Raw genomic sequence first — 11,886 nt, forward strand, 5'->3', positions numbered from 1 at the left:
CCGGCTTTGCCCTATTGCATAATTAAGAGCAGTTTGGTAGAATATCACTTGTTCTTATTGTTCATCGAACTGTCGCGTATTGAACGTATATATTGGCGATCGGTTAACGGAGGTGAAAAAAATGGCAAACATTAAATCAGCAATTAAACGTGCAAAAACAAGCGAAAAGCGTCGCGCTCATAACGCATCTATGAAATCAGCAATGCGCACTGCAATCAAAAAATTTGAAGCGCTTGTTGAATTAAAAGACGTGGAAAAAGCAAAAGAAGCTTTCGCATTTGCAACGAAAAAAATCGACAAAGCGGCTAGCAAAGGCTTAATCCACAAAAACGCTGCAAATCGCTATAAATCACGTTTAGCGAAAAAATTAAACAGCATTACAGCATAATGAAAAAACAGCTTGTCATACGCGGCAAGCTGTTTTTTCCATTTTGGGAGGGGATATATATGTTTCATTGGGTAAAAGAACAGTTAAAAACGATTTCGCTATTTTCTCAACTATCCGATGAGGAATTAGATGCAATTATACATATTGCGACCGTCCGCACATACAAACCGAAAACGCTTGCCTTTATGCAAGGGGATCCGCTCGATCGCGTCTTCTTTATCGCTTCTGGAACAGTAAAAATTTATAAAACTGATGTTAGCGGAAAAGAGCAAATTGTATCCATTTTGCAAGAGGGGGATATGTTTCCGCACACCGGCTTTTTCCGACGTGGCACATACCCAGCACACGCTGAAATGATGAGTGAAACGACCCTCATCATTATTCCAATCGAACAATTTGAACAAACACTTATTTGTTATCCACAACTATGTGTAAAGCTGTTTCGCATCATGGGTGAAAAAATTATTGAATTACAAACACGTTTAGAAGAACTTGTTTTTCACAATACAACTGAACAATTAGCCCGACTTTTCATCCGATTAGCAACAACAAATGGGGTGTATATCAATGGCCGTTATCGGCTAAAAGCAACGCTCACAACTCGCGAATTAGCGAATATGATCGGCACTACACGGGAAACAGTCAGTCGCGTACTCAGCCAATTGAAACAGCAAGGTGTCGTAACAACGGATGACGGGGGCTACTATATTATTGATGTCGATGCGCTGCAACAAAAGCGGTAGATTGTTCTCTACCGCTGTAACTTCAAAAAAAATAACTGCAACAATAACTGTTTATCCATCGCGCTACTTTTTAGTGCATAATCCGTTTCAGCTAAATCATATAAAATGTGCATCAACTGCTGTTCTGAAAATCCGCTCGCATAACTTGCTGCCATTTTTACACGAAACGGATGAACACCTAACATCGAGGCGATTTGTTGTTGTCCGTACCCTGTTTTCATCAATTCTTTCACCTCATAAATAAGCCGAAATTGACTAGCCAATAATGCGACAAGCTTGATCGGCTCTTCATTTTGGCGCAATAAATCTTGCAATGTTTGTAATGCAGCTGAAATGTTGCGCTTAGCGATTTGCTCTACAAGGGTAAATACGTTTTGTTCAAGTGTACGTGATACAAGCAGCCGAACATCGTCAGCTGTAATGGAACGACGCTCAGCAAAAAGCATAAGCTTTTCTATTTCGTTTGCTAATGTCGCTAAGTCGGTACCAGCTAATGTAAGCAATACATCAATTGCATCATCATCAATTTGACATTGCCCTTTCACCCATTGTTTTAATTCTTTTTCATTCAACGGTTTCGCAACGATGACATGCGCTTTTTTTAATAACGCTTTCGTCACTTTTTTTCGTTCGTCGAGTTTTTCATACGAACCGACAAAAATGACGCTTGAAAACGGTGCTGGTTGCTCAATGTAAGCTTCTAACCGTTTCACGTCGTGCTCTACTTTTTCTTTTCCTTTTTCCGTCGTTAAAAAATACGGTTGCTTGACGATCACAACTTTTCGTTCACCGAGAAACGGAAGCGTTTCTGCGTCTTCAAGCGCTACTTCAATCGGCGTTTCTTCGCAATCATATGTACTGACGTTCCATTCACGCTCTTCATCCGATAATGCTCGTCGAATGATTTGCTCATGCGCTTGTTTTATTAAAAAATGCTCCGTACCATATATGACATATAGTTGTTCCATGTTCTCTTCCCCATTCTTCATCGACTTTCTTTAAAGAACATACAATGTTTCGGAGCATTTTACAAGGGAGTTAGCAAACGAAAGTTGCCAACTCCCATTTATTTAAACGTTGGAAAACAAGCCCTAGGAACTCATTTGTCCAACGGGTATCATTATCTTTTCCGATCTGGCGCGAACTATTTGTGACAACTGTTGTCAACGATGTAGATTTTCTTTCATTTTTCCCTTATACTAATGGTGAGAAAATAGGAGGGATGGTCATGAACGAATTTGAAAAAAACGTTCAATGTACGCGCAACGATGCCGTTGACTCGGCAGTTGGCTTCATCGTATCATTCGGCTTTTTCGCCACTATGTTCATTATCGCCACACTTGTAAAATTTTTCGGTGCATAATGGACGTCCAAAAGAGATTGCTTGTTGCAGTCTCTTTTTTCTTGTATGTTATGGTGAAAACGTCTGAATGGTGCTTATCCGCTTATGAAAACGAATCACGATCGCCCCTTGTTCATCCGTTCGAAATATGCGCACGTCATAGTGACGTAAACGTTCGATGACTTCACGATGCGGATGACCATATCGATTGCGTCGTCCGACTGAAATAAGCGCCCATTTCGGACGTATATGTCGTAAAAACGGTTCAGATGTTGACGTTTTACTCCCATGATGCCCTACTTTTAAGATGTGAACAGGCAATGACCGATATGTGCTTATTATTCGCCGCTCCCCTTCCTCTTCCAAATCGCCGGTAAATAGCCAGTATGCTCCCCCCATCAATGCATACAACACAATCGAACCGTCGTTTGTCGTTTCTTCATTTCCAAATGGAGAGAGAATGTAAAATTGCGCTTTCCCAACCGTCCAACGATCACCACTTTTCACCATTTGTACACGTGTTCCTTTATTTATCGCTTGCTTCATCACCGATTGTATGAAATCATTTCGTTGCATGCCAACGATTAATTTTTGCACACGAACGGCATCGAATATATCGTTTGCATCCCCTATATGATCAAAGTCGCCATGTGTTGCAATGAGCGCATCAAGCGTGCGAACTCCTTTTGCCTTTAAAAATGGCACGATCACATCTTCTCCAACACGAAACGATTGTTTCCGTTTTTTCCAATGTTCATCGCTAAACGACATCGTTCCACCCGTATCAATTATATAAACCGCTTTTCGATATGGCAGCTCAATATATATACTATCCCCTTGCCCAACGTCTAACATCACGACTTCACCAGTCGGGCGAAAAAATGGCCAAATAAAATGTGCGATCATAACAAAAATAAATGAAAAACGAAAAATAACCGCGCACTTTCCGTATTCGAAAGAAAGAAAAAAAAGGAAAATCGAGATGATATAAGCAACAAGCAACAATAGTGGCGGACGACCGAGCGTGAGCACGAATGTATCGGCTAGTGCAACAACAAGGGCGTTCGCACGTTCAATGACAATCGCTAGTACATATATGATGAGGGGACTAGCAAATGGCATAAACAAGTGGATGAGCAACGCTAAAAAGGAAAGCGGCAAAATAATAAACGAGTAAAGTGGAACAAAAATGATGTTTAACGGAATAGATAAAAAAGACACTTCGTAAAAATGATAAAGCAAAAGCGGTAATGTACTTATTTGTGCAATAAAGGATGTCATGAACAATTGACGCACAACAGATGGTTCGTTTTGAATGAATGTAGAGCATATGATTAATGCAAAACAAACGAGAAAAGATAATTGAAAACCGAGATGAAATACTGTATACGGGTCTTTTACTAATAAAACGAGGCAAGCGATACTTAACGTATCAAGTGTACGGAGACGAGATGAAAAAAGGAGAAAACAACTTGTCATGATGGCCGCGCGCATCACCGACGGAGCAGCACCAGCTAAAACAGCATATAGCGGAATGCATCCAAGTAATATCATCGTCGCTCGTTCCCTCGGGATGCCGAAGCGAATAAATAAGTAAAAACAACCACCGACGAGCAACGTCATATGCAAACCTGAAATCGCAAGTAAATGAATAAGCCCTAACTTTTGATAACCCGCCAACACCGTTGGCTCTATATCACTCCGTTCACCGTAAATCAACGCTTGCATAAACGCACTTACGCCATCTGGAAAATAATGTTGAATGTAGCGAATGCCTTGTTGTCGAATCATTTGTAATCGTTCTATCCATGTCACATTTGTACGCGTACAACGTTCAAGTGAAGCTGGGCGAACGATCCAATGAATGTGTTGGTAAAACAAATAACGACGATAATTGAAGGCATACGGGTTTGTTGGTAAAGAAGGGCGTTCAATCGTTCCTTTTAATAAGCACGCTGTCCCAATTTGAATGTCTTCCCATTTTCGTTTTTCCTCTTCTGTTCGAAGACGGTAGGCGAGTTGCAATCGTTCCTTTTGCCATTGAACAATCGTTTTCACTTGATCGCCGTCAATATAAATCGGGGCAATAAATCGGACAAAAAATGTCGTTTCATTACCTGAAAGCGTTGTCACATTATGTGCATCGACCCATTTGCTCCATAACGAGAAAAACAAATAACAACATACACAAGCGAAAAACAACTCCCGCTTCCTCCAAAGTAAAAAGAAACTGTACACAAATGATAATACAAAACAAACAGGTGATTTCGTTAGCATAGACAAGACGGCCAAAACGGCCGCCATCGCCACATAAACGATACGTCATCTCCCCTTTGCGTGTAAAAATGTTGGAATCGAGTTAACATCAAACGGAACGTGTTTTACCGTTACCCCCGCTTGTTCGAACAATTGCAAAGCAAACGGGTGGTTTTTATAGTCGTTCGCATAATACACAGCTTTCATCCCGCTTTGAATAATCGCTTTGCAACATTGTAAACAAGGAAAGTGGGTAACGTATATTTCCGCCCCTTCCGTTGGCACACCGAACTTCGCACATTGTAAAATGGCATTCATTTCTGCATGAATGGTGCGCACGCAATGATTGTCGATCACATAACATCCTTCATCGATACAATGCGCTCCACCTGCGATCGAACCGTTATATCCCCCAGCAATAATACGCTTATCGCGCACAATTGTTGCCCCGACAGCTAGCCTCGTACACGTGCTACGCAACGCTAATAAATGGCTTTGGGCCATAAAATATTGATCCCATGTAATTCGCTCCATCTATTTCTCCCCCTTGTCCATTATGCCTTTAGTTTATCGTCAATTTTAACGAACGACAATTTGTTCTTTTATTTTTTCAAGCGATTTTGGGCCGATTCCACTAACATTCAACAAATCTTCGACGTTTTGAAACGGTCCGTGTTCCTCCCGATATGCTATAATCGCGGATGCTTTCACAGGACCAATTCCTTGTAATGTTTGTAGTTGTTCAATCGTTGCTGTGTTAATGTTGATTTTTCCACTTGAACTGCTCGTTTGACTAGCTGTTTCCACAAGGATGTCCTCACCTTTTTTCGGCACGTAAATGACCATTTCATCATGCACTTTCATTGCAAAGTTCACTTTCGTCTCATCTGCTTCGTCTGTTAATCCTCCTGCCAGTTGAATAACGTCATGAATACGACTTGTCGGCGCCACTTCATATACTCCCGCTCGTTTCACTGCTCCTTTCACATCGACAACAACGGATGATTGCTCCTCTACTTGCTTTTCTTGCTGTTCTTGTTGTTCTACCTGTTCGAAAGGAAGTGGTTGTATCGGCGTTTCCTCTTGTTGTTGAACGATCCAAATGATCGCTCCAATAACAATCGAGCCTACATATATCCAACGTTCATATGTTTTTATCCACTTCATGCTTTCATCCTTTCATAAAAAGCATTATTCGCGCATACATATGACGTATAGTGGTGACGGATAAGGGGGGAATGCCGTTGAATATAGGGTTTATTGGAACAGGAAACATGGGAACGATTTTAATTGAATCGTTTATTAACGGAAATGCGGTAAAACCAGAACAACTGTTCATTACAAACCGAACGCTTGAAAAAGCATACAATATACAAAAACGTTACCCGGACGTTCACGTCATGGCGACGAATGAAGAAGTAGCAAAACACGCGACCATCCTTTTCATTTGTACAAAACCGTTGCATATGCCTGCCGTTTTAAAGAAACTACGTCCACACTTGACCGATCATCACTGTATCGTATCGATTACGAGCCCAATTTCCGTGCAGCAACTTGAATCACTCGTGCCATGTCATGTCGTCCGCGTCATTCCGAGCATTACAAATCGAGCACTCGCCGGAAGTACGTTAATTACTGTAAGTGAACGTTGCACAGAGGCAAATCGGACAACGATTGAGCAGCTATTCCGCTCCATTTCTCGTCCAATATACATAGACGAGCCTATTACGCGCATCGCTTCTGATTTAACGAGTTGTGGTCCTGCTTTTTTCAGCTATTTAATTCAAAAGTTTATCGATGCAGCCGTTCAACAAACGTCCATTACGAAAGAACAAGCAACAACGTTAGCGACAGACATGATCATCGGGCTTGGGGCACTACTTGAGCAACAATTATACACCCTACCGACATTACAGGAAAAAGTGTGCGTGAAAGGCGGTATTACAGGAGCGGGCATTGAAGTGTTGGAAAAAGAAGTTGGGGACTTGTTTGTCCATGTTTTTCAAAAAACGCACGAAAAGTTTTATGAAGAAACGGAAAAGGTGCGCCAACAAATCGACAATATTCGCGATTAACAAAAAAAATCCTGCTTATTTGTTAAAGAAAAATCCCAAAAGTAAGGCACTTTTGGGATTTTATTTTTGCGCGATGAAGAAAATGCGCTCGCTTTCTTTTGTCGGTTGCTGTTCTGTAAAATCCGCCCATACATGCAACAGGCGAAACCCTGCTTGTTTTAACCACATCACATATTGATCCACATCATATGTTCGCTGTACGTGCATTTCATCAACTCGCTCATACACGCCTTCTTCTAATTGAACAAAAAACGTGAGCTCATGTTCAACGCTATGCGGCCACTGTCCTTCATAACAATTCCATATGTAACTCACTTGTTCATCGTTGCTCGCAAACGTTCTATGATGTAAAAAGACGTTTTCCATTTTAAATAAAGAATGCACATCAAATAAAAACAAGCCACCCGGACGCAATTGATCATATGCACGCGAAAACGTGGCGATCACGTCTTCTTCCTGTAATAAATAATTGAGCGAATCACAAAAAATAACGATCGTATCAAACGGCTCAAACGGACCAAATTCACGCATATCTTGCTGAAAAAACGAGAGAGCGACCCCGCGCTCTTCTGCTTTCATTTGCGCAATAGCTAGCATTTGTTCTGACAAGTCGACACCGGTCACTTCAAACCCTTTTTCTGCTAACCGAATCGCAAGCTCTCCCGTACCACATCCGAGATCAAGCAACCGTTTTCCAACGTGATAAGAAGCAACTGTTCGTTCAACGAGTGCACACCACGCATCATACGGGGCATCACTCATTAATTGATCATACCAACTCGCAAATCGTTCGTACGTCATGCTCCGAGATCACTCTCAATTTGTTCAAGTGGCGCATCGCCCCATAATCGTTCGAGATTGTAATATTCACGATCTTCTTTATGGAACACATGGACGACAACATCTCCTAAATCGACTAAAATCCAACGTGCTTCATCAAAACCTTCAACACGTTTTACTAAAACGTCATGTTCTTCCGCCTTTTCTTTAATTTCGCGCGCAATGGCTTGCACTTGTTTATCTGAATTGCCATGACAAATCATAAAGTAGTCGGCAACAAGCGAAATGCCTTTCATATTTAATGCCACGATGTTCTCTGCTTTCTTTTCATCAGCTGCTTGTACAGCAATGCGTAAAATATCTCGTTCCGTCATGATGAAACCCCCTTCAATTTTTGTGCTATATCATTATACGTATGAAACGTATCTGGATAAATCGGTTCACGTTTGTCCATTAAAAATTGAATTGTATTTTGCAACGCACGAAAAAGCGCAACATCCAAATGTTCTCGCGCTAACGCTCGCACTTCGTCAACACCTGGAAACGAACGATTTGGCTCAATATAATCGGCGATATATACAATTTTCTCAAGCAACGTCATATGTGGACGTCCTGACGTATGATAACGAATCGCTTGTAAAATGTCTTCATCTTGAATACCGACTTCCGTTTGAACTAAGTATGCCCCGACCGGCGCATGCCATAACTCTGGGCTATATGCTAACAAATCTCGTGGCATTTGTTGTTCAATAATGATGCGCTTCATTTCTTCTTTTGTACGGAATTTAGCATAGTCATGAAAAATCGCAGCTAATTCCGCCTTTTGAACATCCGCGCCATATATTTTCGCAAGTTCAATCGCTGTTTCCATCACGCCTACTGTATGAATGTAACGTTGTTCTTTTAATTGCTTGCGCACGATCGCTAACGCTTCTTCACGTTTCATACAACCGATTCTCCTTTATATATAATTGAACGGCTTCGGGCAACAAGTACGTGACACTTTTCCCACTTTGAATACGTTCACGAATGAGCGAAGAAGAAACCGCAAATACCGGCACATCGACTTCTATTATTGGATACGATGTACGAAGGGAGTAGCCCGGTCGTTTCACTCCAACAAATTGCACAAGCTGAACGAGCTCATCAATACGATACCAATGTGGCAAATATTCGACCATATCCCCGCCAATAATAAAATAAAATATCGTATGAGGATGTTTTTTCTTTAACAAAACGATCGTATCGTACGTATATGACCGTTCTTTTCGTTCAAGTTCGATCGTTTCAATGCGAAAGTGCGGCTGATTGGCAACCGCCGCATGCAACATATTGACGCGATGCACATGATCTGTCACTTTTTTGTCTTTATGTGGCGGAATGTAGTTTGGCATAAACCATATTTCATCGAGTTGCAACTCCGTTCGTACATCGTCCGCAATTAATAAATGCCCGTAATGAGGCGGATCAAACGTCCCACCTAAAATGCCTACTTTTTTCACCGCGTCGCTCCTATTTTGGTAACACAATTTGTTTGTGTTCACGTGATTCTTTATATAACACGATCGTATGTCCGATCAGTTGGACGACTTCCGCCCCTGCACCTTGCGCTAATTGCTCTGCAACAACTTCTTTTTCTTCATCGCAATTTTTTAATACACTTACTTTAATAAGCTCTCTCGCTTCGAGCGCATCCGCAATTTGTTTAATCATGTTTTCATTGACGCCACCTTTTCCTACTTGGAAAATCGGTGTTAAATGATGAGCTAAAGAACGTAAAAACCGTTTTTGCTTTCCTGTTAACATGTTTTTCCTCCTAACTGTTGAATAACAAGTTGTTCCATTCGTTTCGTATCGGGGAAGATGCCTGTCCATTTTTCAAACGCTAGCGCCCCTTGGTAGACAAACATCCCAACGCCGTTTTGCACGCGCGCCCCTTTTTCTTTCGCTTCTTGCAACCATTTCGTCATCAGTGGATTATAAATGATATCGCTGACGATTGTACCTTTTTTTAAATTTCGAAGAGAGATTGGCATCGCATCGACATGCGGATACATGCCTACGGACGTCGTGTTAATGACGATGTCATACTCTCCTAAACGCTCTTCCGCTTGTTCAAGCGAATACACAGCTGACTTTTCTTTTTTAACAAACGCTTCCGCTCTTTCTAATGTGCGATTACATATATCAATAGTGGACGCTTGATGGTTTAAAAGAGTAAAATAAATGCCACGCGCGGCTCCACCTGCACCGACAATGAGTATGCTTGCGCCGGATAATTCCATGTTCATTTGCTCGCATAACGCCCGAACGAATCCTTCACCATCTGTATTATAGCCAACCCATTTCCCATTTTCATTAACAACTGTATTCACTGCCCCTATTTGTGTAGCCGTTTCATCAAGCTCATCCATATATTCCATCACCGCTGTCTTATGCGGGATCGTCACATTAAACCCGGCACATTGTAACGCCTTTAAACCTTCTACCGCCTCTTTTAACATATGTGGCTCGACATGAAACGCATGATAATGCGCATCGATATGTAACGATTGAAACGCATCGTTATGCATAAGCGGCGATAACGAATGATGAACAGGGCAACCGATAAGCCCAAATAGTTTCAAATCCCTCTCCCCCTCTTCTGTTAAATGAGCGATTTGCGCAACATCACACCAACACCTTTTGGGGCATATGCAATGACTTGTGCCCCCGGTTCGTGACATGTCACCCAACCGAGCCCTGAAAAAACGATATCTGTTTTTGGTTCTTTTAACGTAAAATGATGGGCGACAAGTGGCGGCAATTGCTCGCAATAGCTTTTGCGCGGCGGCTGCAACAATTCACCAAGATGTCTCTCATACAATTCATCGGCATGCTCACGTTTCGTTCGATGAATAAATAGTTCATTTGACATATAACATACAAATGGACGTCTTCCCCCGCTCACATAATCTAGCCGCGCAAGTCCGCCGAAAAATAACGTTTGTTGTTCGTTTAATTGATATACTTTTGGTTTAATTTCTTTTTTCGGTGTAATCACTTTTAAATCTTTTTTATCGACAAAATGTGCCATTTGATGATGATTTATAATGCCTGGCGTATCATAAAGCGCTGATCCGTCATCGAGCGGAATTTCAATCATATCTAATGTCGTTCCCGGGAAATATGACGTCGTAATGACGTTTCCTTTTCCTGTCGCTTCTTTAATGATATGATTAATAAACGTTGATTTTCCGACGTTTGTACAGCCGACGACATATACATCTTTTCCATTGCGATACTCATCAATCGCAACCATCACTTCCTTCATTCCATCACCTTTATTGGCGCTGACTAAAAAGACATCGCGTGGCTGCAATCCGAGTTCACGCGCTGTTTGTTTCATCCAACGCGTGACTTTTTCATGTTTCACAGACTTTGGCAACAAATCAACTTTATTGCCGACAAGTAGCACATCTTTTTTTCCGACAAATCGATGTAAGCCCGGCAACCAACTACCATTGAAGTCAAAAATGTCAACAATTTTCACTACAAGTCCATCCGCTTGTCCGATACCATGCAAAATGTTTAAAAAGTCATCATCTGTTAAAGATACATCTTGCACTTCGTTGTAATGTTTTAATCGAAAACAGCGCTGGCAAATAATCGGATCACGTTCAAGCGCTGAAGGAGGCGCATATCCAATTTTCGTTTCATCTTCGGTTTGAATTGTTACTCCACACCCAATACAAATCATTCGTTCACTCATTATCATCACTCCCAATGAATCATACCTTTTTTTCGCATCATATTTAAAATTTTTCGTTCAATATTTCGATTTATACGAGTAAAAAAGCCATCTGTTTGCGCGACAGGAACGACTAAAATCGTATGTAATCCGAGACGATTGCCACCAAATACATCGGTAAGAAGCTGATCACCGATGACGACGACTTCTTCGTTTTTTAACTTCATGTCGCGCAACGCTTGTTGAAACGCCCTCGTTAACGGCTTGCGCGCTTCGAAAATGAACGGGATGCCAAGTGGTTTGGCAAACGCCTCGACCCGTTTTTTATTGTTGTTCGATACAACTGTCACTTGAATGCCGTTTTGTTTCATTTGTTCAAACCAACGGGCAACATCTGGCGTTGCTAGCGGACGATCCCATTCAATTAACGTATTGTCTAAATCGGTAATAATCCCTTTCATTCCTTTTTGTTTCAAATGTTCTGGGGTAATTTCAAAAATACTTTTCGCATGTTCGTTCGGTAAGAAATATTTTAACATACTTCCTCATTCCTTCTTCGTTTTTTACATAAA

At 41.4% G+C, this 11,886-nt stretch carries 16 protein-coding genes; 4 read left to right on the top strand and 12 right to left on the bottom strand.

Annotated features, from left to right (window positions below):
• Positions 1-121 precede the first annotated feature (121 nt).
• Together rpsT and HNQ84_RS05325 are read left to right on the top strand one after the other, a co-directional pair.
• Positions 122-388, top strand: a complete 267-nt coding sequence (rpsT, locus tag HNQ84_RS05320) for a 30S ribosomal protein S20 (protein WP_004889444.1) — start codon at positions 122-124, stop codon at positions 386-388.
• Positions 389-447: 59 nt separating this feature from the next.
• The gene (locus HNQ84_RS05325) at positions 448-1,131 is read left to right on the top strand and encodes a Crp/Fnr family transcriptional regulator (protein ID WP_435621407.1); all 684 of its coding nucleotides are present in this window, start codon (positions 448-450) and stop codon (positions 1,129-1,131) included.
• Between the two features lie 8 nt (positions 1,132-1,139).
• Here the strand turns inward: HNQ84_RS05325 and holA are convergent, their stop codons facing one another.
• Complete coding sequence (gene holA / locus HNQ84_RS05330; protein ID WP_435621408.1) at positions 1,140-2,120, bottom strand: DNA polymerase III subunit delta; 981 nt, start codon at positions 2,118-2,120, stop codon at positions 1,140-1,142.
• 239 nt (positions 2,121-2,359) lie between these two features.
• On the opposite strand from holA, the gene HNQ84_RS05335 reads away from it, so the two are divergent.
• Positions 2,360-2,494, top strand: a complete 135-nt coding sequence (locus HNQ84_RS05335) for a YqzM family protein (protein ID WP_003393868.1) — start codon at positions 2,360-2,362, stop codon at positions 2,492-2,494.
• Between the two features lie 48 nt (positions 2,495-2,542).
• On the opposite strand, the gene HNQ84_RS05340 is transcribed toward HNQ84_RS05335, so the two are convergent.
• The 3 genes from HNQ84_RS05340 to HNQ84_RS05350 are packed head-to-tail and all read right to left on the bottom strand — an operon-like array spanning position 2,543 to position 5,896.
• Entirely contained in the window at positions 2,543-4,777 is a 2,235-nt protein-coding gene (locus HNQ84_RS05340; protein ID WP_435621534.1) for a DNA internalization-related competence protein ComEC/Rec2, read from the bottom strand.
• Between the two features lie 18 nt (positions 4,778-4,795).
• Entirely contained in the window at positions 4,796-5,263 is a 468-nt protein-coding gene (locus HNQ84_RS05345; protein WP_032100105.1) for a ComE operon protein 2, read from the bottom strand.
• A 45-nt stretch (positions 5,264-5,308) separates the two neighbouring features.
• Positions 5,309-5,896, bottom strand: coding sequence for a helix-hairpin-helix domain-containing protein (locus tag HNQ84_RS05350; RefSeq protein ID WP_435621409.1), 588 nt, complete (start codon positions 5,894-5,896; stop codon positions 5,309-5,311).
• Positions 5,897-5,973: 77 nt separating this feature from the next.
• Here HNQ84_RS05350 and comER point away from each other — a divergent pair, with 77 nt between their 5' ends.
• A complete protein-coding gene (comER, locus tag HNQ84_RS05355) occupies positions 5,974-6,804 on the top strand; it encodes a late competence protein ComER (RefSeq protein ID WP_435621410.1) in 831 nt (276 codons plus the stop codon).
• Between the two features lie 60 nt (positions 6,805-6,864).
• Here the strand turns inward: comER and HNQ84_RS05360 are convergent, their stop codons facing one another.
• Genes HNQ84_RS05360 through HNQ84_RS05395 form a run of 8 tightly spaced genes read right to left on the bottom strand, consistent with a single transcriptional unit; the run spans position 6,865 to position 11,853 of the window.
• Positions 6,865-7,605: a class I SAM-dependent DNA methyltransferase gene (locus HNQ84_RS05360; RefSeq protein WP_435621411.1), complete on the bottom strand. Its 741-nt coding sequence runs from the start codon at positions 7,603-7,605 to the stop codon at positions 6,865-6,867.
• Positions 7,602-7,958: a ribosome silencing factor gene (gene rsfS / locus HNQ84_RS05365; protein WP_055441030.1), complete on the bottom strand. Its 357-nt coding sequence runs from the start codon at positions 7,956-7,958 to the stop codon at positions 7,602-7,604. The genes HNQ84_RS05360 and rsfS overlap by 4 nt, the downstream gene beginning before the upstream one ends.
• Complete coding sequence (yqeK, locus tag HNQ84_RS05370; RefSeq protein ID WP_435621412.1) at positions 7,955-8,530, bottom strand: bis(5'-nucleosyl)-tetraphosphatase (symmetrical) YqeK; 576 nt, start codon at positions 8,528-8,530, stop codon at positions 7,955-7,957. The genes rsfS and yqeK overlap by 4 nt, the downstream gene beginning before the upstream one ends.
• A complete protein-coding gene (locus HNQ84_RS05375; RefSeq protein ID WP_435621413.1) occupies positions 8,520-9,086 on the bottom strand; it encodes a nicotinate-nucleotide adenylyltransferase in 567 nt (188 codons plus the stop codon). The genes yqeK and HNQ84_RS05375 overlap by 11 nt, the downstream gene beginning before the upstream one ends.
• A 10-nt stretch (positions 9,087-9,096) precedes the next feature.
• Entirely contained in the window at positions 9,097-9,390 is a 294-nt protein-coding gene (gene yhbY, locus HNQ84_RS05380) for a ribosome assembly RNA-binding protein YhbY (protein ID WP_055441033.1), read from the bottom strand.
• On the bottom strand, positions 9,384-10,211 hold the full coding sequence (gene aroE / locus HNQ84_RS05385) for a shikimate dehydrogenase (protein WP_435621414.1): 828 nt from the start codon (positions 10,209-10,211) through the stop codon (positions 9,384-9,386). The genes yhbY and aroE overlap by 7 nt, the downstream gene beginning before the upstream one ends.
• A gap of 20 nt (positions 10,212-10,231) precedes the next feature.
• A complete protein-coding gene (yqeH, locus tag HNQ84_RS05390) occupies positions 10,232-11,335 on the bottom strand; it encodes a ribosome biogenesis GTPase YqeH (protein WP_435621415.1) in 1,104 nt (367 codons plus the stop codon).
• A gap of 5 nt (positions 11,336-11,340) precedes the next feature.
• Entirely contained in the window at positions 11,341-11,853 is a 513-nt protein-coding gene (locus HNQ84_RS05395) for a YqeG family HAD IIIA-type phosphatase (protein ID WP_435621416.1), read from the bottom strand.
• Between the last annotated feature and the right edge of the window lie 33 nt (positions 11,854-11,886).

Source organism: Anoxybacillus eryuanensis (genome assembly GCF_051200995.1).
GTDB classification, from domain to species: Bacteria; Bacillota; Bacilli; order Bacillales; family Anoxybacillaceae; genus Anoxybacillus; species Anoxybacillus tengchongensis.